This is a genomic window from Collinsella sp. AM12-1, assembly GCF_003472325.1.
Taxonomy (GTDB): Bacteria; Actinomycetota; Coriobacteriia; order Coriobacteriales; family Coriobacteriaceae; genus Collinsella.
In genome coordinates this window covers 32,912-54,000 of record NZ_QRLS01000007.1, presented here as the reverse complement: position 1 = coordinate 54,000, position 21,089 = coordinate 32,912, and the positions used below count along the sequence as shown (strand labels likewise).

The following is a 21,089-nucleotide window of genomic DNA, read 5'->3' as shown; positions in this document are numbered from 1 at the left end:
CATTGTGTTGCGCGGCCGCCCACTCCAAACGAGCCATAGTGAGCGCCCGCATGACTACAAAAACTTATGCCAGCGTTACGTTGTGTAGCTCAAAGCGATCGCCTACGTTGTGCGAGATAGAATATTCAAACGCGGTGCCGCTATCCAAGAAGCCAATCTGGTTGAGTTCGAGCAGGGGAGAGCCGGGTTTGGTATCCAGGCGCTCAGCCTCTTCCTCAGTTGCCGCGACAGCGCGAATGGTGCGATGGAAGCTCGAGATCTTCAGTCCGCATTGCTCGCGGATAAAGCCGTAGACCGATCCGTACAGGTCCTTCTTTTTAAGGCCCGGGATCAGTTCGAGCGGCATATAGGTGTACTCGATGACGATGGGCTTCTCGTCGACCTGGCGCACGCGCACGATGTGATAGGCGAAGTCATCCTCGGCCATTCCCAGCTGGGTCGCAACCTCTGCCGGCGGATTGACGATCGAGAAATCGTAGACCACCGAGGTCACCTTTTCCCCGCGGTGCTCATACGAAAAGCCCTGGGCACGGTCGTTCTTGCCTTGAAAAAACACCTGGCCGGGAAGCCCCGCCGTGTCCTTGACGTAGGTGCCCGATCCGCGCCGGCTGGTAATAAGGCCTTCCTCGGTGATCTGCTCAATCGCTCGTTTGACGGTGATTTTGGAAACGCCATAGAGCTCACAGAACTCAACGACGGTGGGCAACTTATCGCCCGGTTTAAGTGCGCCGTCCTCGATGCTTCGACGGATATCTGCAGCTATCGCCTCGTATTTGGGAATCATGCAATCCTCCCTTCATATTTGCGTCGATATTTAGAAAGTATACCTACTTAAAAAGCATCCATATGGCTTTCATGAAAGAAGTTCGATAAAGAAAAATGAAAAAGACGCTTTACATAGAAAATTAGAGCGCTATAGTTACAGACAACAAGCGAGATGCATTGGCGTTTCCTTGTACTGTTTGGGGACGGCTTTGTTTTGGCAGGTTGGATATCGGTATGACCGGTGCGCGCCCGCGCCGGATAACCTGCCAAAGCAAACCCGTCTCCAACCGGAAGCTCTAAGACACGAAAGCGAGGACTTTGATGGCACAGTATCAGCTGCCCCGTGACTTCTTCTTTGGCGCTGCTATGTCCGGCCCGCAGACTGAGGGTCAGTGGAATCAGAGCGGCAAGCTCGAGAACCTGTGGGACACCTGGTCCATCCAGGATCTGGGTTCGTTCTACAACTGCGTTGGCTCTTATGCCGGCAATGACTTTATGGCCAAGTACCAGGAAGACCTTCGCATTTTGAAGGAATTGGGCCTGGATACCTATCGCACTTCCATCCAGTGGAGCCGTCTGCTCGATGCCGACGGCAACCTGAACGAGGAGGGCGCCGCGTGGTATCACGAGCTGTTCCGCGCCTCTCGCGAGGCCGGCCTGGAGCCGTTTGTCAACTTGTACCACTTTGACATGCCCACCTACCTCTTTAACCGCGGCGGCTGGGAGAGCCGTGAGGTCGTCGAGGCTTACGCGCATTACGCCGACGTCGCCTTCCGCGAGTTTGGCCAGGAGATTAAGTACTGGTTCACCTTTAACGAGCCCATCGTCGAGCCCGAGCAGCGCTATCAGGAGGGCGTGTGGTTCCCGCAGCTCCACGACTTCAACCGCGCCCGCACCGTGCAGTATCACATCTCGCTGGCGCACGCGCTGGCCGTGGCCAACTATCGTCGCGCCTATGACGAGGGCGCTATTCGCGCCGATGCTAAGATCGGCATGATCAACTGCTTTACCCCGGTCTACACCAAGGAGAACCCCAGCGAGGCAGACCTCGAGGCCGTGCGTATGACCAGCGGCATCAACAACCGCTGGTGGCTTGACCTCATTACCAAGGGCGAGCTTCCTGCCGACGTGCTCGACAGCCTGGCCAAGGGCGGCGTTAAGCTCCCGTTCCGTGCCGGCGACCAAGAGATTCTTAAGCAGGGTGTTGTCGACTGGCTCGGCTGCAACTACTACCACCCCACGCGCGTTCAAGCGCCGGCGAGCAAGGTCGACCAGTACGGCCTGCCGCACTTTGCCGACGAGTACGTATGGCCCGACGCCGTTATGAACGAGAGCCGCGGCTGGGAGATCTACCCGCAGGGCCTCTACGACTTTGGCATGGACTGCGCCAAGAACTACCCCGATCTTGAGTGGTTCGTTTCCGAGAACGGCATCGGCATCATGGACGAATACAAGAACCGTGACGCCGAAGGAACCATCCAGGATGACTACCGCGTCGACTTTGTACGTCAACACCTGGAGTGGGTTGCCAAGGCAATTGCCGAGGGCGCCAAGTGCCGCGGATACCATTATTGGGCCGTCATCGATAACTGGTCTTGGGCGAACGCCTTTAAGAATCGCTATGGCTTTGTCGAGGTCGATTTGATGGATGGTTATAAGCGCCGTCTTAAGAAGTCGGCGGCCTGGCTCAAACAGGTCGCCACGACCCACGTGGTTGATTAGCGATCGGGCGAACGCCCAGACCGCGCGCCGCCGCGCGCAACACATGGCACATCTGGTGGCAGAGGGCGACAGACCACCGTGCGCATAGGAAAAGGCCGGATTTGAAAGTTAGGAGCAATCATGGCCAGTGACAACGGAAAGAGCTTCCTCGACAAGTTTGCCGAGGTCTCTGCGAAGGTGGGAAACCAGGTTCACCTGCGTTCCCTGCGTGACGCCTTCGCGACCATCACGCCGCTCTATATCCTTGCGGGTATCGCGGTTCTTATTAACAACGTCGTGTTCCCCCTGTTCCCGCTCGATGCGGCGGGCCTTGCCAATCTTCAGACGTGGGGTTCGGCAATTACGCTGGGCACCCTCAACGTCTCTGCCATTATCTTGGCCGGATTGATTGGCTACAGCCTCGCTAAGAACAAGCGTTTCGATAACCCGCTTGCTTGCGTGGTCGTCGCTATCTCTGCTTTCGTCATCATGATGCCGCAGCAGGTCACCGCCACGCTTGCCGCCACGAGCCCGCTGCTCACCGACAAGATCACCTCCGCCGAGGTCACGGGCGCCCTTTCGACTGCCAACACCGGCACCAACGGTCTGTTCTCGGCTATTATCATCGCCCTGCTTTCCGTCTCGCTCTTCATCAAGATTTCTGGCGTCGAGAAGCTCAAGGTTAAGCTGGGCGAGGGCGTGCCTCCCGCGGTCTCCAACTCCTTCAACGTCATGATCCCGATGCTGCTCAACCTCGCGATCTTCGCTCTTGCCGCAGCCCTGCTCGCCGTGTGCGCCGGCACCGATCTGTGCACCATCATCTCCACGTGCATCTCCAACCCGCTCAAGAGCATCATGAACGCCGGTCCGTGGGCTGTTATCCTCATCTACACCCTTGCTAACCTGCTGTTCTGCGTCGGTATTCACCAGTCCACCATCTCTGGCGCTACCGTCGAGCCGATCCTGACCATGCTCATCGTCGACAACATGGCTACCTTTGCCGCCGGTGGCACCATCCAGCCCGATCACTACATGAACATGCAGATCGTTAACAGCTTCGCCCTCATCGGCGGCTCGGGCTGCACCCTCATGCTTCTGCTCGACACGCTCCTGTTCTCCAAGAACAAGGCTTCCGAGACCGTTTCCAAGATGGCTATCCTGCCTGGTCTGTTCAACATCAACGAGCCGGTTATCTACGGTTACCCCATCGTGTACAACCTGCCGCTCATGATTCCGTTTGTCCTTCTTCCCGATCTGTTCATCGGCATCACCTATGGCCTTACCTGCGCAGGCATCATCAGCCCCTGCATCGCCCAGGTGCCCTGGACTATGCCTCCCGTCATCAATGCCCTGCTCGCTACGGGCTTTGACTGGCGCGCCGGCGTGTGGCAGGCTCTCGAGATTGTCATTGGCATGGCCGTCTACCTGCCCTTTATGAAGATTTCCGAGAAGGCAATCGCCAAGCAGGAGGCTCTCGCCGAGTAGAACGCCTAACGTTCGTCCCTTTCACCGCTGCGGGCGCCGGTACGCGGTGCCGGTGCCCGCAGCTCTCTCCCTTGTGTAAAGACGCAGGGGTTGGGCACAATAGCCGCAAGGAATAAAACCAGTCGTCGTCTGCGCGCCGCGCAGTTATAAGGAGGAAACCATGAAGAAGATCATGCTCTGCTGCAATGCCGGTATGTCCACGAGCCTGCTGGTCCAGAAGATGCAGGCCGAGGTTGCAAACCGTGGTCTGGATATCGAGATCGAGGCTCGTCCCATGAACGAGGCCCACGATCACCTGGACGAGTGCGACATGTTGTTGCTTGGCCCGCAGATCGGCTACACCAAGGGCGATTTTGAGAAGGAGGCCGCCGGTCGTTTCCCGGTCGAGGTCATCAACATGGTCGACTATGGCCGCATGAACGCTGCCGGCATCATCGACCACTGCGTCAGCGTGATGGGCTAGGTGCTCCGCATGGAGGATATGAACGAGTTGCAGATGACCTGCTTCGAGATCATCAGCTACGTCGGTACCGCCAAGAGCATGTACATCAATGCCGTGCAAAAGGCCAAGGAGGGCGATTTTGACGCTGCCGAGGAGCTTATCAAGCAGGGCGACGAGGCCTATAACGGTGGACACGATGTCCATATGGGGCTCCTTAAAAAGGAGGCCAACGGCGAGCGTAACGGCGAGGCCCCGCTGATTCTGCTGCATGCCGAGGACCAGATGGCAGGCACCGAGACCATGCGCGTCATGGCGACGGAGCTCATCGAGATCCACAAGCAGCTGCAGGCACTTAAGGCCTAGTCGGCGTTATCGCCGCGACGGACCGTGCGGTCCAACAGACAACAGAGCCCCTTTGACGGGCGCCGGGAGTCTCCGCCTCCCGGCGCCTTTTTTTGGGGATGGTCTTGCGCGGTCTGTTGAGCGGTCAATTGCGTTTCCCCAGATAAAACCTGCCAAAACAAACCTGTCCCTTTTTGGTAGGTTTTTGCCTTGGGAGCGGTACCATACTGGCAATGTTTAAACGAGAAAGGTGGGCTCCCATGGAACCTAAGCAGTACTACATCGGCATTGACGTCGGCGGCACTTCGGTCAAGGAGGGTCTGTTCGACGAGGACGGCAACCTGCTGGCCAAGGCCAGCGTGCCTACGCCTCCTATCGTTGACGCCGCGGGCTTTGCCGCGGTGACCGAGGCTATCGACCAGGTGGTCGCCAAGGCTCAGATTCCGCGTGCCTTTGTGGCGGGCATTGGTCTGGCCGTTCCGTGCCCCATCCCGGCATCGGGCGATGCCAAGGTCAAGGCCAACATTGCCATTAACCTGCCCGAGCTGAGAGTCGCCATTCAGGAGCACTGCCCCGACGCGGTCGTTAAGTACGAGAACGATGCCAACGCCGCTGCCATGGGCGAGGCCTGGCTCGGCTCTGCCAAGGGCGTGCAGAACGTGGTGATGGTCACCATCGGTACCGGCGTGGGCGGCGGCGTTATCGTTAACGGCGACGTGGTATCGGGTGTTGTGGGCGCCGGCGGCGAGATTGGCCACATGTGCCTGAACCCGGCCGAGGAGCGCACCTGTGGCTGTGGCGGCCATGGCCACCTGGAGCAGTATTCCAGCGCCACCGGCGTGGTGAGCAACTACCTTGCCGAGTGCGAAAAGGCGGGCGTCGAGCCCATCGAGCTCACCGGGCCTTCTGATTCCAAGGACGTGTTCCAGGCCTGCCGCGAGGGTGACAAGCTCGCGCTGGCAGCTGCCGATACCATGGCCGACTATCTCGGCCGCGCCCTGGCGCTTATTGCCAACGTGGTCGATCCCGAGATGTTCCTGATCGGCGGCGGTGCTTCCGCTTCGGCCGATGTCTACCTCGACAAGGTCCGCGAGCACTTTAAGCAGTACGCGCTCTCCGCCTCGCGCGAGACGCCCATTAAGGTCGCTTCGCTCGGCAACGACGCCGGCATCATCGGTGCCGCTTACGTAGCCCTGCGCGCCGCCGGTAAATAGCTGGTGCAAGGGGGACAGGTTACTTTGCACCAACATGGTGCAAAAGGGACAGCCTTGGCCCCCGTGCCTGCCCCAATTTGTGCCGCGGCCCTTCCATCTCATAGGGTTCGGCGTCAGCGTGCTACCATAGCTATGTCCAAGTACACATATCAAGTGGAGGATATCCATGGCAAACGTTCTTGTCTTTGGTCACCAGAACCCCGATAACGACGCCATCATGAGCGCCGTCGTCCTGTCCCAGCTGCTCAACCAGGTTGAGTATGCCGGCAACACCTACGAGGCCTGCGCCCTTGGTCAGCTTCCGGCCGAGTCCGCCAAGCTGCTCGCCGACGCCGGCATCGCCGAGCCCCGCGTGATCGAGTCCGTCGAGGCCGGTCAGCTCGTCGTCCTCACCGACCACAACGAGTCCGCCCAGTCCGTCGCCGGCCTTAAGGACGCCACGGTCTTTGGCGTTGTCGATCATCACCGCATCGGCGACTTCGAGACCGCCGGCCCGCTGCACTACATCTGCCTGCCCTGGGGCTCCAGCTGCACCATCGTCACCAAGCTCGCCGGCGTGCTCGGCGTTGAGCTTTCCGACATCCAGGCCAAGCTGCTGCTCTCGGCCATGATGACCGACACGCTCATGCTCAAGAGCCCCACCACCACCGATGTCGACCGCGCCGTCGCCGCCAAGCTCGGCGAGCAGGTGGGCGTCGATCCGGTTAAGTTTGGCATGGAGGTCTTCCTCACCCGTCCGTCCGGCTCCTTCACCGCAGCCGAGATGGTCGGCAACGACATCAAGATGTTCGAGCCCGCCGGCAAGAAGCTGCTTATCGGCCAGTACGAGACCGTCGACAAGAGCCGTGCGCTTGGCATGATTGACGAGATCCGCGAGGCCATGCGCGCCTACGCCGCCGAGAAGGGTGCCGACGGCATTGTCTTGTGCATCACCGACATCATGGAGGAGGGCTCGCAGGTCCTGCTCGAGGGCGAGACCGAGGCTGCTCAGAAGGGCCTGGGCATTGCTGACGAGCACGACGGCGTCTGGATGCCGGGCGTCCTCTCCCGTAAGAAGCAGGTCGCTGCCCCCATCATGGCCGCCTGCTAGGTTTTGTAACCTGCTACGACCGGACCGCGGACACCCCGCGCTCCGGTCGTTTTTTGTGCGCGGCGCCGCGTCGTCTCTTGGACAGGCGCGCCCGTGTCGTTGAGCAAATAATGTTCAACCTGTGGTTCCGCTTTTCGGCCACGCCTGCGTGCTTGTCGTGCAGGGTAGGCTAGATGCAAGCGTAATACGTTGGAGCGCGGCGCCGCCACTTGGGCGGGCCGTGCTTTTTTAAGACGGGAGCTTTCCCGTGAAAGGAGCCGCCCATGGCAGCAACTGAGCAGCTGTTCAACGTTCGTGAGCGCAAGCGTTTTGAGCGCCACGACATCTGGGAGCGCATCGCCGAGAACGGCACGATTTCCGCCGCCGTCATGGTCTTCGCCGCCATCGCCGCCGTCATTTGCGCCAATACCGATGCCTACGAGGCCATCCATCACTTTTTGGAGACCCCGCTGTATGTGGGTCTGGGCAACCTTACGGCCGGTCTCACCGTCGAGCTTTTCGTCAACGACTTCCTCATGGCGATCTTCTTTTTGTTGGTGGGCATCGAGCTTAAGTACGAGATGACGGTCGGCGAGCTCAAGAATCCGCGTCAGGCCATGCTTCCCATGCTGGCGGCCGTGGGCGGCGTTGTCGTTCCCGCCTGCATCTACCTGATCTTTAACCATGCCGGCGCGCACAACGGCTGGGCCATTCCCATGGCAACCGATATTGCCTTTGCGCTGGGCGTGCTGTCGCTTTTGGGTAATCGCGTGCCCAACGGCGTGCGCGTGTTCTTCTCGACGCTCGCCATCGCCGACGACCTCATCTCCATCGCCGCCATCGCCATCTTCTACGGTCAGAGCCCCAATCCGTTTTGGTTGGGCGCTGCCGCGCTTGTGACCTGCGCGCTCGTGTGGCTCAACAAGACGCAGCATTACCGCCTTGCCCCGTATTCGGTACTGGGTCTGCTGTTGTGGTTCTGCATGTTCAAGAGCGGCGTACATGCCACGCTTGCTGGCGTCATCTTGGCCTTTACCATCCCGGCCAAGTGCGGCGTCAAGCTCGATAGCCTCACCGATTGGCTGGGCGAGTGCCTGCCGCTACTCGATGACCGCTACGACGACGAGGCGCACATCCTGGGCCAGCATGACTTTACCGTCTCGACCACCAAGGTCGAGCGCGTCATGCACCGCGTGACCCCGCCGCTCATCCGCATGGAGCGTCTGATCTCCACGCCGGTCAACTTTGTGATCCTGCCGATCTTTGCGTTCGTGAACGCACAGGTTCGCCTAGTGGGCGTGGACATGAGCACGCTGCTCACCGACCCGGTGACGCTCGGCGTGTACTTTGGCATGCTGCTGGGCAAGCCGATCGGTATTTTTGGCATGACGTTTGCCCTGGTTAAGCTTAGGGCCTGCGAGCTGCCGCGCAATGTCAACTGGCACATGATTGCCGGTGTGGGCATTCTGGGCGGCATCGGCTTTACCATGTCGATTCTCATCAGCGGCCTTGCCTTCCCGACGGCTGAATTTGAGGTTCTGGCCGCCAAGGCCGCTATTCTCGCCGGCTCTGTCACCGCGGCCGTGCTTGGCATGATCTACATGAGCGTGGTCTGCAAGCATCCCTCGCCCAAAGACGAGTAAGAGCGCGAAAACCGGCTCCAGAACCGATTCGGGCGCGTTCAAAATGCGGATTCGGGCGGTGCTTGCCGCCTGCCAGACACGCCAGTGGTCAAAAAACGCCGTTTGTGAGTACTGTCACAAACGGCGTATCATTTTAGGTGCGGAAAATAATGAACAAAGTTATAAGAACTGTACGTTAATGAGTGACCATCGACTTCCAATTTGGCGCTAGCTGACGGTGATTAGGAAGTTTCAAGTCGAGTTTTGCCGATTTCGACCAAGAATCGCTGCTACTAAAAAGGTAACAGTACTCATATTTGCCCTTTTTTGGCCACAAGCCCTAAAACAAGCCTCGCCAAGGTCGGGAAGCGGGCCAAATCGCCGGCCTCGAGGCTTATTCCACCGTTCCGTAGACGGCGCCCCAGCCGTGGGCGGCCAAGGCGGAGTTGAGCTGGTCGCAAAGTGACTGGCGGTCGTAGTAGCCGGGCGGCAAAAGGTTCACGATTTCCATGAGGTCGGGTGCCAAGTCGACGATTTCGGCCTGCACGATTAGGTCAAGCCGGTCGATGGCGTGGCGGTCGTAAAACAGTCCGTCGACCAGGCGCTGCAGGTCACCGAATTCCTCGGCCTGGAACAATCCGTACTCCATAGTGCCTCCTTGGGCGCCCCACGCCGGCATGCGCGGCGATTCGTAATTTATTGCGATGGACTTAATCTATCACGGCTTCATAACGTTGCGGCGGTGGCGGTCTATACTTAGACGAACTGCAACGTCCCGCTTCGCGAAAGGTCGCACCCATGCAGACGATCTACCAGAAGATGGAAACCACCGAACTCGATGCCGCCATCGAGGCGCTCAAGGCCGAGGTCGCCGAGGTCAAGGCCAAGGGTCTGGCGCTCGATATGGCCCGCGGCAAGCCGTCGCCCTCCCAGGTGGACATCTCGCGCCCCATGCTCGATATCCTCAACGCCGATGCCGATCTGCACGACGGCAGCGTCGACTGCTCCAACTACGGCTGCTTCGAGGGTATTCCTTCGGCACGCAAGTTGGCAGGGGAGTTCCTGGGCTGCCCCGCCGAGCAGACGCTCGTGCTGGGTTCGTCGAGCCTTTTGATCGAGCATGACATCGCCGGCATGTTCTGGCGCTGTGGCTCGTGCGGCAGCGAGCCCTGGGACGCCTACGAGGCCGCGCACGACGGCAAGAAGGTCAAGTTCCTGTGCCCCGTTCCCGGCTACGATCGCCACTTTGGCATCACCGCCGACTTGGGCATCGAGAACGTCCCCGTCGCGATGACCGACAACGGCCCCGACATGGCCGAGGTTGAGCGCCTGGTTGCCACCGACGACTCCATCAAGGGCATCTGGTGCGTGCCCAAGTATTCCAACCCCACGGGCATCACATTTAGCGAGGACACCGTGCGTCGCCTGGTCGAGATGCCCACGGCCGCGCCCGATTTCCGCATCTTCTGGGACAACGCCTACTGCGTGCACGACCTGTACGACGAGACCGACGAGCTCGCCAACATCTTCGATCTTGCCCGCGCGGCGGGCACCGAGGACCGCGTGGTGGCCTTTGCCTCGACGTCCAAGATCACCTTCCCGGGTGCCGGCATCGGCTTTATCGGTGCGAGCCCCGCGGTCATCGCCGAGTTCTCCAAGCGCCTCAAGGCCGGCCTGATCAGCGCCGACAAACTCAACCAGCTGCGTCACGTGCGTTTCCTCCCCACCATCGAGGCGGTCAAGGAGCACATGAAAAAGCATGCCGAGTTCCTGCGCCCGCGCTTTGAGTCCGTCGAGCGCAAGCTCACCGAGGGCTTGGGCGACACGGGTTGTGCCACCTGGACGCATCCCCGCGGCGGCTACTTTGTGAGCTTCGATGGTCCCGAGGGCTCGGCCCAGAAGGTCGCCGCGCTTTGCGCCGACCTGGGCGTCAAGCTCACGCCGGCAGGTGCTACCTGGCCCTATGGCAAGGACCCGCGCGACACCAACATCCGCATCGCGCCGAGCTATCCCACGGTCGAGGACCTGGAGGCCGCGCTCGATGTGCTGGTGCTGGCCGTCAAGCTCGTCGCTGCCGAGCTTGCGCGTGCCGAGCGCGCCTAGCGCGTATGGCCCCGCAAGTACGCACCCATTACTATCAGCACTTTCGATTCGCAAAGGAGCGTTTACATGGATTTGGGTATTTCCACCAACCCCACGCCGGAGCTCTACACCATTAAGGTAACCGGCGAGATCGATATCTCTAACGCCGACAGTCTGCGTAATGCCATCGACTTGGCGCTCGAGCAGCCCACCGAGGCCGTTGAGCTCGACTTTGCCCAGGTGAGCTATATCGACTCGACGGGCATTGGCGTTCTTGTGGGCGCCGCGCACCACGCAGCCGATCATGGTAAGCGCTTTAGCTGCGCCAACGTGCAGCCTGCGGTGATGCGCGTGGTTCAGCTGCTGGGCGTGGACCAGGAGATCTCGATCACGGCGGCATAGGCCCCGCCCCAAAAGGGGTGTGCCGTTTGGCATATGTTTGTGATGCGCTCGGACGTTTTGGCGTCCGGGCGCTATACTTGACCGAATGAATAGACGAGTTCCGGCCGAATGGCGCGGTGCGGGCTCGACTCACATCGAGCCTTGGAGGTATGTGTGTTTGGTATTGGAGAAGGTGAGCTGGCAATCATCGTGGTCTTCGGCTTTTTGCTGTTTGGCCCGGATAAGCTCCCGCAGATGGGCCGCACGATCGGCCGCGCCATCCGTCAGTTCCGCGAGACGCAGGAAAAGATGACGGCCGTTGTTCAGTCCGAGATCATCGATCCGGTAAGCGAGGCCGCGTCGGCGCCGGTCAAGCCCAAGAAGGCCGCTGCGACCGACGACGATTCCGATGCGGACGAGGATGCCGCCGAGACGGCTGCGCCAGCAAAGAAGGAGACCTTTGCCGAGCGCCGCGCCCGTCTTGCCGCCGAGAAGGCCGCAAGCGAGGGCGCTGCTGAGGGCGAAGGCGCTGTTGATGAGGCCGAGGGTACAGAGCCTGCTGCTGCCGTCGAGCCCGAGCCTGCTGCAGAGTCCGAGCCCGAGCCGGCAGAGCCCACGACGGCTGACCTCTACGCCCGTCGTCCCCGCAAGCGCAAGGCCGTCGTCGACCAGCTCGCTCGCGAGCTCGAGGTCGAGGACGATGCCGAGGCTGCTGCCGCCGACGCCCCGAAGGGAGGCGATGAGTAATGCCGATCGGACCTGCGCGCATGCCGCTCTTCGATCACCTGGGAGAGCTCCGTCGCCGCCTGACCATCGTGGTCGTTTCGGTGTTTGCCGCCGCCATCGTGCTGTACTTTGCCACGCCCGTGGTGCTCGATATTCTTGAGGACCCCATCCGCTCCTTTGTGCCGGACGGTAAGTTTTACATCACCACCACGCTCGGCGGCTTTGGCCTGCGCTTCTCGCTTGCCATCAAGATGGCCGTGGTCATGTGCACGCCCATGATCATCTGGCAGATTCTGGCATTTTTCCTGCCGGCACTGCGCCCCAACGAGCGCAAGTGGGTTGTGCCCACGGTGCTCGCCTCGACGGTGCTGTTCTTCCTGGGTGCCATCTTCTGCTACTTCATCATCATCCCGGCGGGCTTTGAGTGGCTCATCGGCGAGACCTCGGCTGTCGCTACGGCGTTGCCCGATCTGGAGAACTACGTCAACATGGAGCTGCTCTTTATGATCGGCTTTGGTGTGGCGTTTGAGCTGCCGCTCATCATCTTCTACCTGTCCGTTTTCCACATCGTGTCCTATGCGGCCTTCCGCAGCGCCTGGCGCTACGTGTACGTAGGCCTGCTCGTGGGTTCGGCTGTGATTACGCCCGACGGCTCGCCCGTTACGCTGGGTCTCATGTATGGCGCCCTGCTCTCGCTCTACGAGATTTCGCTCGCCATCGCTCGCGTGGTCATTACCGCGCGCGAGGGCAAGGAGGGCCTGTTCGTGAGCCGTCTGGACCTGTTCTCGGACGACGAGGACGACGAGGAGTAAATCGGTATGCACGAGGTTGGCATTGTCAACGGCATACTCGATACAGTGATTCGCGCGGCGCGTGGGGCGGGGGCCTCGCGCGCCGTTTTGGTAACGCTGCGTATCGGGGATATGACCGAGGTCGTGCGCGAGGCGCTCGACTTTGCGTGGGAGACGTTTCGCGACGAGGACCCGCTCACGCGCGGCTGCGAGCTTGCCGTGGAGGAGGTCCATCCACAAAGCGAGTGCCTGGACTGCGGCGAGGTCTTTGAGCACGACCGTTTCCATTGTCGCTGCCCCCAGTGTGGCGGCGCCAACGTGCGCCTGCTGCACGGCCGCGAGCTCGATATCGCAAGTATCGAAATCGAAACCCCCGACGATTAGCCCGCTAGCCATCTAATGATGGGGTATAAAGGGGCCAAAGTAAGGAGCGCTAAGTATGGCCGAGAAAACGATTGATATCGCGTCGCCGATTCTGTCGCGCAACGAGCGCCTGGCAGATCAGCTGCGTCAGCGATTTAATGAGGCAGGCACCTACGTGATCAATGTGCTGTCGAGCCCCGGCTCGGGTAAGACCACCACGATTCTGGGCACCAACGAGCGCCTGCGTGACAAGGCCGGCCTACGCTGTGCCGTCATCGAGGGCGATATCGCCTCGGATGTCGACGCCATCACCATGAAGGAAGCCGGCATGCCCGCCATCCAGATCAACACGGGCGGTCTGTGCCACCTCGAGGGCAACATGATCATGGAGGCTGTCGATGCCTTCGACCAGGCTGTGGGTCTGGAGAACATCGACGTCATCTTTATCGAAAACGTGGGTAACCTGGTCTGCCCGGTCGACTTTGACCTGGGCGAGAACCTGTCCATCATGATTCTCTCGGTGCCCGAGGGCGACGACAAGCCCATCAAGTATCCGGGCATCTTCCAGCACGCCGGCGCGCAGCTGCTCAACAAGGTCGACGTGGCCCCAGCTTTCGATTTTGACATGGATAGGTATACTAAGACACTCGATGACCTCAATCCGCAGGCGCCGCGGTTTGCCGTGAGCGCGCGCAAGGGCGAGGGCATGGATGCCTGGTGCGATTGGCTCATCGGGCAGATTGAGCAAGCAAGGGCGTAAGTCGGCCGCCATACGGGCGGGCGTAGCCGCAGAGATACGAGATAGGAGCCTCTTTTGAAGCTCATCATCGCCGAGAAAAACGACGCCGCGCGTCAGATTGCCGAGCGTCTGTCCACGGGCAAGCCCAAAAAGGACAAGGTGTACAACACCGCCATCTACCGTTTTGAGTGGAAGGGCGAGGAGTGCGTGACGATCGGCCTTGCCGGTCACATCCTTGCGCCCGATTTTTGCGACAGCGTGCTGTTCGATAAAAAGCTGGGCTGGTATTCGGTCACCGAGGACGGCGAGATGCTGCCGGCCGATATGCCCGATGGCCTGGCACGTCCGCCCTACGACACCAAGCGCAAGCCGTTTCTTGCCGATGGTATCTCCATCAAGGGCTGGAAGCTCGAGAGCCTGCCTTACCTCACCTGGGCGCCCGTCATTAAGCTGCCGGCCGAGAAGGAGCTCATCCGCTCGCTCAAGAACCTTGCCAAGAAGTCCGACAGCGTCATTATCGCCACGGACTTCGACCGCGAGGGCGAACTGATCGGTTCGGACGCCCTCAACAAGGTGCGCGAGGTTGCGCCCGACTTGCCGGTCGCCCGCGCCCAGTATTCTTCGTTTACCAAGGCCGAGATTACGCAGGCCTTCGATAATCTTGTCTCGCTCGACCAGAATCTGGCCGACGCCGGCGAGAGCCGCCAGCACATCGACCTCATTTGGGGTGCGGTGCTCACGCGCTACCTGACGCTCGCCAAGTTTGGCGGCTTTGGCAACGTGCGCTCCGCCGGCCGCGTGCAGACGCCGACGCTTGCCTTGGTGGTCGAGCGCGAGCGCGAGCGCATGGCGTTTGTGCCCGAGGACTATTGGCAGATTCGCGGCATGGGTGCCGCTCAGGGTGCTGCCGAGGATGACCGCTTTAAGATTGCGCACAAGACGGCACGTTTTACCGATAAAGATGCTGCCGAGACGGCGTACGGCCACGTCGACGGCGCTACGACGGCAACCGTCGCCGCGGTGACCAAGCGCTCCCGCAAGCAGCAGCCGCCCACCCCGTTTGCGACGACCTCGCTGCAGGCTGCCGCCGCGGCCGAGGGCATCTCACCTGCACGTACCATGCGCATCGCCGAGTCCCTCTACATGGCGGGCCTCATCAGCTATCCGCGTGTCGACAACACCGTGTACCCTGCGACGCTCGATCTGGGCGCCGTGGTGAGCGACCTGGCAAAGATCAACCCGGCGCTGGCGCCCGTGTGCAAAAAGGTACTCGCCGGCCCCATGAAGCCCACGCGCGGCAAAGTCGAGACCACCGACCACCCACCCATCTACCCCACGGGCGAAGGCGATCCGTCCACGCTCGATGGCGGCCAGCGCAAGCTCTACGACCTCATTGCCCGCCGCTTCCTGGCGACGCTTATGGGTCCCGCGACCATCGAAAACACTAAGCTCGAGCTCGACGTGAACGGTGAGCCGTTCGTGGTCTCGGGCGACGTGCTCGTGACCCCGGGCTTCCGCGAGGCCTACCCGTACGGCCTTAAGCGCGACGAGCAGATGCCGCCGCTGGAGCAGGGCGACACGGTCGACGTGTTCGACATTAAGCTTGAGGCCAAGCAGACCGAGCCGCCCGCGCGCTACAGCCAGGGCAAGCTCGTGCAGGAGATGGAAAAGCGCGGCCTGGGCACCAAGTCCACGCGCGCGAGCATCATCGAGCGCCTGTACGCCGTGCGCTACCTCAAAAACGATCCCGTTGAGCCGAGCCAGCTGGGCATCGCCATCATCGACGCGCTGACGCAGTTTGCCCCGCGCATCACGAGCCCCGATATGACCAGCGAGCTCGACGGCGACATGACTCGCGTCGAGCGCGGCGAGGACACCGAAGAGCATGTCGTGACGCACTCGCGCGCGCTGCTGGCCGGCGTGCTCGACGAGCTGCTCAAGCATACGCAGGAGCTGGGCGACGCCATCAGCGACGCCGTCACGGCCGATGCGCGCGTGGGCGCCTGCCCCAAGTGCGGCAAGGACCTGGTTATGAAGACGAGCGCCAAGACCCGCGGCAGCTTTATCGGCTGCATGGGTTGGCCCGACTGCGACGTGACCTATCCGGTGCCGAGTGGCGTCAAGGTGAGCCCGCTCGAGGGCGAGGCCGCCGTGTGCCCCGAGTGCGGCGCGCCGCGCATCAAGTGCCAGCCATTCCGCCAGAAGGCCTTCGAGATCTGCGTGAACCCCACGTGCCCCACCAACTACGAGCCCGATCTTAAGGTGGGCGAGTGCAAGGTGTGTGCCGAGGCCGGACGTCACGGCGACCTGATCGCGCACAAGAGCGAGAAGAGCGGCAAGCGCTTTATCCGCTGCACCAACTACGATGACTGCGGCGTGAGCTATCCGCTGCCGGCGCGCGGCAAGCTCGAGGCGACGGGCGAGACCTGTCCCGAGTGCGGCGCCCCCATCGTAGTGGTCAACACGGCGCGCGGTCCGTGGCGTATCTGCGTCAACATGGACTGCCCGACCAAGGAGAAGAGGCCCGCCCGCGGTCGCAAGACCACAACCAAGGCGAGCACGGCAAAGAAGACGACGGCTAAGAAAGCCACTGCCGCCAAGAAGACGACCGCGAAGAAGTCGACTGCCAAGAAAACAACCGCCGACAAGTAACGGCGCAGTCGAAACATTGCCCAAAAAAACGAGCGAGGACCCCGCGATCCTCGCTCGTTTTTTTGACCGGCAGTTAGGGACGTTCTTTTTCTGCCGGCAGTTTAGGAACGTCCCTAACTGCCGGCTCGGGAACGACAAAGCGCTAGTTCACCTCGACAGGCTTGGCGCCGGGATAGCGCTCCTCAAAGTCTAGGCGGTACTTATTGTCATTGGTGCCCGCCACGTTGTCGCGCGACAGCGGCGCCACGATCTCATTCTTGTGGTCCGCAGGCTTGGCGTATTTCAGGCTGATCTCCCAGGCATCACAGATTGCGTCAATGCGGTGATCCAGGTCGTCGTACAGGGCGATGATGTCCTTCCAGGAGCTGTAGTTTTTGGAGCTCGTCGGGACGTCCAGGTCCTCGACGATGTCGTAATACTGCTCGATGGTGTCCTCCGTGCGCTCGGCGACGTCGGCGAGATTTTGACGGGTGGTTCGATCCTCTTCTAGATAGTTGCCGTTGAAGTTCTGCGCGCAGCCACGGACCTGGCTGTCGAGATCTTCGAGCAGGTCGTAGTATTCGCTCAGGCGACGGTAGAGGTTCTGCTCAGAGAGCGTTGCTTCGCCGCCATCCTCGTCGTCATCGTCATCATCGTCGTACAGGCTGTTGGGATCGCCGAGAGGCTTTAGGTCATCGTCGTCGACGTCATGGTGCAGCTTAGCTACCTCGGCAGTCGTCTGCGTGGCGGCGTTGTCGAACGGTCTGATTGCAAAGAAGATGACCAGGGCGATGATGATCGCCACCAGCACAACGATAACGGCGATAAGCGGCCCGGTGCCGCTCTTTTTGGAAGCGGGGGTCTGTGGCGAAGCGGGCACGTATGCGGGAACCGGCTGCTGTTGGGGCGAGCCGCTCGCGACGGGTATGCGCTGCGTGGTCTCGACGGCCTCGGTCCTTGCGGCGGGGTCGGGGCTATAGGCGAGGGAGTCGTCCGCCTTGGCTTGCGGCGTATCAAGGGAGCCGGTCTGCTCAAAAGCGGGCTGGCTATCGCTCGCGGCTGTTTGCTCAACGGGTGCACCGCACGAGGTGCAGAACTTGGCATCATCTGCAAGAAGCTTGCCGCACGAGGCGCAATACCGAGACATTGCCACTCCTTTCGCCACATTTCAATGCAATACGACGATTATACCCAGCATCCAAAATTCCCCATCATAAGTTGCGGTGAAATAGGGACTGTTTGGCGGTCTCAGAGCTTCAATCAGTCCCTATTTCACCGCAACTTTGGAAAGGCGCCTTTAGCCATTGGGGACGCGCCGAGCACTGGGGTATCATGGCTTAGTTGATATATCTGCATTTACGCGCCTTGTAGGAAGGGGCTGCGCCCATGGCTTTTGAGCCTGCTCAACATAGCTTTATCACGCTCGAGGGCGTCGACGGTGCCGGCAAGTCCACGCAGACGCGTCTGCTTGCCCGTGCGCTCGACCTCGCTGGCTATCAGGTCGTAACTCTGCGCGAGCCGGGTGGCACTGCCATCAGCGAAAAGATTCGCGCCCTGCTGCTCGACCCCGCCAACACGGCGATGGGAGACACCTGCGAGTTGCTGCTCTACGAGGCGGCGCGCGCCCAGTTGGTGCACGAGGTCATAGCCCCCGCCCTTGCGGCCGGCAAGGTGGTCCTGTGCGATCGCTTCTACGATTCCACGACCTGCTACCAGGCATTTGCCGACGGCCTCGATCGCCAGATGGTGCGCGACGCCAACAACCTGGCCGTCGCGGGAACGCACCCGGCGCTCACACTCGTCTACCACATCACGCCCGAGCAGGCGGCGTTGCGCATGGCCGCCCGTGGCGCGGTAGATCGCATGGAGGCAAAAGGCATGGCATTCCAGGAGCGTGTCTACCAGGGCTTTTGTGCCATTGCTGCCGAGGAGCCAAACCGCGTAAAGCTCATCGACGCCACTGCGACTGTCGAGGAAGTCTTCGAGAAGACGGTCGAGCAGGTTCGCGCGTACGGTCTCGATATCCCGCAGGACGCCGTCGCCGCCGCGCTTGCCAAGGAGGCCGAGTAACATGGCCCCCGCTCAGGCAAGCCTGCTGGCCAAGCTCGACACCCAAGAGCGCGTGCGCGACTTTTTGACCAACGCCGTCGCCAGCGGTCGCGCATCGCACGCCTATCTGTTCTTGGGAGCGCCCGGCGCGGGCAAGCTCGACGCCGCGTGGGCGCTCGCCCAAGCCTTCCTGTGCGAGCAGGATGGCTGCGGCGCATGCGACAGCTGCGTGCGCGTCGCGCGCCATACGCATCCCGACGTGCACTATTACACGCCCGAGAGCGCCACGGGCTACCTCATCGCCCAGACCCGCGAGCTGCTCGACGACGTGCCCCTGGCGCCCATCCGTGCCAAGGCCAAGGTCTACATCATCGACCGTGCCGAGCAGCTGCGCGCCAACACCGCTAACGCGCTGCTCAAAACACTCGAGGAGCCGCCCGAGGGCGTCATGTTCATCTTGCTGGGCACCTCGGCAGACGTGATGTTGCCCACCATCGTGAGCCGCTGCCAGTGCGTGCCGTTTCGGCTGGTGTCGCCCGCCGTGGCCGCGCGTGCCGTGAGTCGCGCCACCGGTCAGGACCCTGCGCGTTGCCGCATGGCCGTCGCCGTAGCGGGAAGCCCCACGCGTGGCATCGAGTTCCTCAAGAGCGCCGAGCGCCAGGATGCTCGCCGCCAGATGGTCCGTGCCATCGATTCGCTCATCGCCGCCGACGAGGCCGATGTGCTCAGCCGCGCCAAGTCGCTCATCGTCGCCGTTAAGGCGCCGCTCGCCGAGGTCAAGTCCACGCAGGAAAAGGTGCTCGAGCAAAACGCCGATTACCTGTCGCGTGGAGCATTGAAGCAGCTTGAGGACCGCAACAAGCGCGAACTCAACGCGCGCGAGCGTTCGGGTATCATGGAAGCGCTGGCGAGCGCGCGGACGCTTATGCGCGACGTGCTGCTGACGCTTCAGGACGAGGCAGCCGACGTAGTGAACGAGGACGTGCGCGACACGATCGGGCGGCTTGCCGCCGCGACCAATGTTGCGGGTGCCACGCGGGCGCTCGAGGCAGTCGCGACCGCCGAGCGCAACATTGCCAGAAACGTTACTCCCCAGCTGGCCATCGAGGTCATGCTGTTCGATATCAGGAAGGCACTGAAATGCCGTTAGTCGTACCCGTTAAGTTTACCTACGCCTCGCGCGACCTGTGGTTCGACCCGCAGGATCTGGATATCCTCGAGGCCGATTATGCCATTTGCTCCACCGAGCGCGGAACCGAGATCGGCCTGGTCACGGCCGATCCCTTTGAAGTGCCGCAAGACGAGATCGGCCAGCCGCTCAAGCCCGTGCTGCGCGTGGCGAGCGACATCGACCTGCAGCTTGCCGACGACCTGGCCATCCAGGGCGACGAGGCGATGGTCGATTTCCGCCGTCTGGTCAAAGAGCTCGACCTCGAGATGAAGCCGGTCGGCGTCGAGTACCTGTTTGGCGGCGAGAAGGCCGTGTTCTACTTTGCGGCCGAGGAGCGCGTCGATTTTCGTCAGCTCGTCAAGGACCTGTCCTCGACGCTGCACATTCGCGTCGACATGCGCCAGATTGGCGTGCGCGACGAGACCCGTCTGGTGGGCGGCTATGCCCAATGCGGACAGGAGCTCTGCTGCACGCGCTTTGGCGGACAGTTTGAGCCCGTCTCGATCCGCATGGCAAAAGAGCAGGATCTACCGCTTAACTCGTCCAAGATCAGCGGCGTGTGCGGCCGTCTGATGTGCTGCCTGCGCTATGAGTTCGAGGCATACAAGGACTTTAAGAGCCGTGCGCCCAAAAAGAAGACGCTCATCGATACGCCGCTTGGCAAGGCGCGTATTCAAGAATATGACACGCCGCGTGAGCAGCTGGTGCTGCGCCTGGAGAACGGCAAAGTCTTTAAGGTCAACCTGGCCGATATGACGTGCTCGGAGGGCTGTAAAAAGAAGGCCGCCGAGCAGGGCTGCAACTGCCGCCCCGACTGCGTGACGCGTGACGTGCTCGAGCGCATCGAGTCGCCCGAGATGCGCTTGGCGCTCATGGAACTCGATCGCGAGAACGGCGTCGACGTGGGCGATGGCCTGTCGAGCGCCGATCGTCTGGCCGGCACATCGATGCCCAAGCGCCGCCGTCGCGATGCCGAATCCGATGCTCGCGCCGCTCAGGGTCAGGGTGAGGGCCGTGGCCGCGGAAAGGGCCGCGGCAAGGCCGAGGCGCCCGAGGCCGAGGAGGCCGCCGGTGCCCGTCGTCGTCGCAAGCGCGCGGGCTCGGGCGATGCTACCGAGGCTGCAGCCGCGGGCAAGAACGCCTCTCGCGAGCGCGAGGTTCAGCAGCCCCAGCAGCAGAATCGCGGCGGTGGCATGAACCCCACACGTCGCCGCCGCCGTCATCTGTCGAGCGAGGAGCGCGAGGACGCCTTCCGCGCCGCAGCTGCTCGCGAGGCCGGTGCCGCTTCCAAGGGTCCCTCGGCCTCCGATGCGTCTGCCGACAAGGGCGGCAAGTCACGTGGCGAGGAGGAGCGCGCGCCGCGTCCGCGCCGTCGCCATTCCTCGGGCGCGCAACAGAAGCCCTCAGTGCCCTCCGTGGCCGATCAGGTCTCGGATGGCGAGGTCAAGGTCACGCGCCGTCGTCCCGGAGATGGCGGGGGAGCGGCTGCCAAGGCTTCGCGTGGCGCGGCTCGCGA

At 61.7% G+C, this 21,089-nt stretch carries 20 protein-coding genes; 17 read left to right on the top strand and 3 right to left on the bottom strand.

The window, feature by feature from the left end; translation table 11 throughout:
- Positions 1-64: 64 nt before the first annotated feature.
- The gene (locus DW136_RS04995; protein ID WP_117637077.1) at positions 65-784 is read right to left on the bottom strand and encodes a GntR family transcriptional regulator; all 720 of its coding nucleotides are present in this window, start codon (positions 782-784) and stop codon (positions 65-67) included.
- 302 nt (positions 785-1,086) lie between these two features.
- On the opposite strand from DW136_RS04995, the gene DW136_RS04990 reads away from it, so the two are divergent.
- The 7 genes from DW136_RS04990 to nhaA all read left to right on the top strand — a co-directional run bounded on the left by DW136_RS04990 (position 1,087) and on the right by nhaA (position 8,661).
- Entirely contained in the window at positions 1,087-2,487 is a 1,401-nt protein-coding gene (locus DW136_RS04990) for a glycoside hydrolase family 1 protein (protein ID WP_118289215.1), read from the top strand.
- 120 nt (positions 2,488-2,607) lie between these two features.
- Positions 2,608-3,951 (top strand): PTS sugar transporter subunit IIC, encoded by a 1,344-nt coding sequence (locus DW136_RS04985; protein WP_117716272.1) that lies wholly within the window; start codon positions 2,608-2,610, stop codon positions 3,949-3,951.
- A gap of 160 nt (positions 3,952-4,111) precedes the next feature.
- Entirely contained in the window at positions 4,112-4,414 is a 303-nt protein-coding gene (locus DW136_RS04980; protein WP_055285538.1) for a PTS sugar transporter subunit IIB, read from the top strand.
- A 9-nt stretch (positions 4,415-4,423) separates the two neighbouring features.
- Positions 4,424-4,756 carry a PTS lactose/cellobiose transporter subunit IIA gene (locus DW136_RS04975; RefSeq protein WP_199411192.1) on the top strand — a complete coding sequence of 111 codons (333 nt, stop codon included), beginning with the start codon at positions 4,424-4,426 and terminating at the stop codon, positions 4,754-4,756.
- A 239-nt stretch (positions 4,757-4,995) separates the two neighbouring features.
- Positions 4,996-5,949, top strand: a complete 954-nt coding sequence (locus tag DW136_RS04970) for an ROK family protein (protein ID WP_232049578.1) — start codon at positions 4,996-4,998, stop codon at positions 5,947-5,949.
- 166 nt (positions 5,950-6,115) lie between these two features.
- Entirely contained in the window at positions 6,116-7,039 is a 924-nt protein-coding gene (locus tag DW136_RS04965; RefSeq protein ID WP_117654905.1) for a manganese-dependent inorganic pyrophosphatase, read from the top strand.
- A 263-nt stretch (positions 7,040-7,302) separates the two neighbouring features.
- A complete protein-coding gene (nhaA, locus tag DW136_RS04960) occupies positions 7,303-8,661 on the top strand; it encodes a Na+/H+ antiporter NhaA (RefSeq protein WP_117583584.1) in 1,359 nt (452 codons plus the stop codon).
- A gap of 373 nt (positions 8,662-9,034) precedes the next feature.
- Here the strand turns inward: nhaA and DW136_RS04955 are convergent, their stop codons facing one another.
- The gene (locus tag DW136_RS04955; RefSeq protein WP_117583583.1) at positions 9,035-9,289 is read right to left on the bottom strand and encodes a hypothetical protein; all 255 of its coding nucleotides are present in this window, start codon (positions 9,287-9,289) and stop codon (positions 9,035-9,037) included.
- Between the two features lie 149 nt (positions 9,290-9,438).
- Between DW136_RS04955 and DW136_RS04950 the strand changes: the two genes are divergently transcribed.
- The 7 genes from DW136_RS04950 to DW136_RS04920 all read left to right on the top strand — a co-directional run bounded on the left by DW136_RS04950 (position 9,439) and on the right by DW136_RS04920 (position 16,374).
- A complete protein-coding gene (locus DW136_RS04950) occupies positions 9,439-10,743 on the top strand; it encodes an aminotransferase class I/II-fold pyridoxal phosphate-dependent enzyme (protein WP_117583582.1) in 1,305 nt (434 codons plus the stop codon).
- A 66-nt stretch (positions 10,744-10,809) separates the two neighbouring features.
- Positions 10,810-11,124 (top strand): STAS domain-containing protein, encoded by a 315-nt coding sequence (locus DW136_RS04945; protein WP_117583581.1) that lies wholly within the window; start codon positions 10,810-10,812, stop codon positions 11,122-11,124.
- 153 nt (positions 11,125-11,277) lie between these two features.
- Complete coding sequence (locus DW136_RS04940; protein WP_158551954.1) at positions 11,278-11,850, top strand: twin-arginine translocase TatA/TatE family subunit; 573 nt, start codon at positions 11,278-11,280, stop codon at positions 11,848-11,850.
- On the top strand, positions 11,850-12,641 hold the full coding sequence (gene tatC, locus DW136_RS04935) for a twin-arginine translocase subunit TatC (RefSeq protein ID WP_055285525.1): 792 nt from the start codon (positions 11,850-11,852) through the stop codon (positions 12,639-12,641). The genes DW136_RS04940 and tatC overlap by 1 nt, the downstream gene beginning before the upstream one ends.
- A gap of 6 nt (positions 12,642-12,647) precedes the next feature.
- Positions 12,648-13,004 carry a hydrogenase maturation nickel metallochaperone HypA gene (hypA, locus tag DW136_RS04930; protein ID WP_117565013.1) on the top strand — a complete coding sequence of 119 codons (357 nt, stop codon included), beginning with the start codon at positions 12,648-12,650 and terminating at the stop codon, positions 13,002-13,004.
- A 55-nt stretch (positions 13,005-13,059) separates the two neighbouring features.
- A complete protein-coding gene (gene hypB, locus DW136_RS04925; protein ID WP_117583579.1) occupies positions 13,060-13,743 on the top strand; it encodes a hydrogenase nickel incorporation protein HypB in 684 nt (227 codons plus the stop codon).
- Positions 13,744-13,797: 54 nt separating this feature from the next.
- Positions 13,798-16,374: a DNA topoisomerase I gene (locus DW136_RS04920; RefSeq protein ID WP_118289214.1), complete on the top strand. Its 2,577-nt coding sequence runs from the start codon at positions 13,798-13,800 to the stop codon at positions 16,372-16,374.
- 142 nt (positions 16,375-16,516) lie between these two features.
- Here DW136_RS04920 and DW136_RS04915 read toward each other — a convergent pair whose 3' ends face one another.
- Entirely contained in the window at positions 16,517-17,500 is a 984-nt protein-coding gene (locus DW136_RS04915; RefSeq protein ID WP_117583577.1) for a zinc-ribbon domain-containing protein, read from the bottom strand.
- A 239-nt stretch (positions 17,501-17,739) separates the two neighbouring features.
- Here DW136_RS04915 and tmk point away from each other — a divergent pair, with 239 nt between their 5' ends.
- The 3 genes from tmk to DW136_RS04900 form a co-directional block, all read left to right on the top strand.
- Complete coding sequence (tmk, locus tag DW136_RS04910) at positions 17,740-18,423, top strand: dTMP kinase (protein ID WP_118289213.1); 684 nt, start codon at positions 17,740-17,742, stop codon at positions 18,421-18,423.
- A gap of 1 nt (position 18,424) precedes the next feature.
- The gene (locus tag DW136_RS04905; protein ID WP_117716277.1) at positions 18,425-19,552 is read left to right on the top strand and encodes an ATP-binding protein; all 1,128 of its coding nucleotides are present in this window, start codon (positions 18,425-18,427) and stop codon (positions 19,550-19,552) included.
- The coding region (locus DW136_RS04900; RefSeq protein WP_118289236.1) for a regulatory iron-sulfur-containing complex subunit RicT at positions 19,543-21,089 on the top strand (1,547 nt) is incomplete at its 3' end. The genes DW136_RS04905 and DW136_RS04900, both read left to right, overlap by 10 nt.

Excerpts from the sequence above, each read along its gene's own strand:
- DW136_RS04995 (WP_117637077.1), bottom strand. The coding sequence starts at position 784 with ATGATTCCCAAATACGAGGCGATAGCTGCAGATATCCGTCGAAGCATC.
- DW136_RS04990 (WP_118289215.1), top strand. The coding sequence starts at position 1,087 with ATGGCACAGTATCAGCTGCCCCGTGACTTCTTCTTTGGCGCTGCTATG.
- DW136_RS04985 (WP_117716272.1), top strand. The coding sequence starts at position 2,608 with ATGGCCAGTGACAACGGAAAGAGCTTCCTCGACAAGTTTGCCGAGGTC.
- DW136_RS04980 (WP_055285538.1), top strand. The coding sequence starts at position 4,112 with ATGAAGAAGATCATGCTCTGCTGCAATGCCGGTATGTCCACGAGCCTG.
- DW136_RS04975 (WP_199411192.1), top strand. The coding sequence starts at position 4,424 with ATGGAGGATATGAACGAGTTGCAGATGACCTGCTTCGAGATCATCAGC.
- DW136_RS04970 (WP_232049578.1), top strand. The coding sequence starts at position 4,996 with ATGGAACCTAAGCAGTACTACATCGGCATTGACGTCGGCGGCACTTCG.
- DW136_RS04965 (WP_117654905.1), top strand. The coding sequence starts at position 6,116 with ATGGCAAACGTTCTTGTCTTTGGTCACCAGAACCCCGATAACGACGCC.
- nhaA (WP_117583584.1), top strand. The coding sequence starts at position 7,303 with ATGGCAGCAACTGAGCAGCTGTTCAACGTTCGTGAGCGCAAGCGTTTT.
- DW136_RS04955 (WP_117583583.1), bottom strand. The coding sequence starts at position 9,289 with ATGGAGTACGGATTGTTCCAGGCCGAGGAATTCGGTGACCTGCAGCGC.
- DW136_RS04950 (WP_117583582.1), top strand. The coding sequence starts at position 9,439 with ATGCAGACGATCTACCAGAAGATGGAAACCACCGAACTCGATGCCGCC.
- DW136_RS04945 (WP_117583581.1), top strand. The coding sequence starts at position 10,810 with ATGGATTTGGGTATTTCCACCAACCCCACGCCGGAGCTCTACACCATT.
- tatC (WP_055285525.1), top strand. The coding sequence starts at position 11,850 with ATGCCGATCGGACCTGCGCGCATGCCGCTCTTCGATCACCTGGGAGAG.
- hypA (WP_117565013.1), top strand. The coding sequence starts at position 12,648 with ATGCACGAGGTTGGCATTGTCAACGGCATACTCGATACAGTGATTCGC.
- hypB (WP_117583579.1), top strand. The coding sequence starts at position 13,060 with ATGGCCGAGAAAACGATTGATATCGCGTCGCCGATTCTGTCGCGCAAC.
- DW136_RS04915 (WP_117583577.1), bottom strand. The coding sequence starts at position 17,500 with ATGTCTCGGTATTGCGCCTCGTGCGGCAAGCTTCTTGCAGATGATGCC.
- tmk (WP_118289213.1), top strand. The coding sequence starts at position 17,740 with ATGGCTTTTGAGCCTGCTCAACATAGCTTTATCACGCTCGAGGGCGTC.
- DW136_RS04905 (WP_117716277.1), top strand. The coding sequence starts at position 18,425 with ATGGCCCCCGCTCAGGCAAGCCTGCTGGCCAAGCTCGACACCCAAGAG.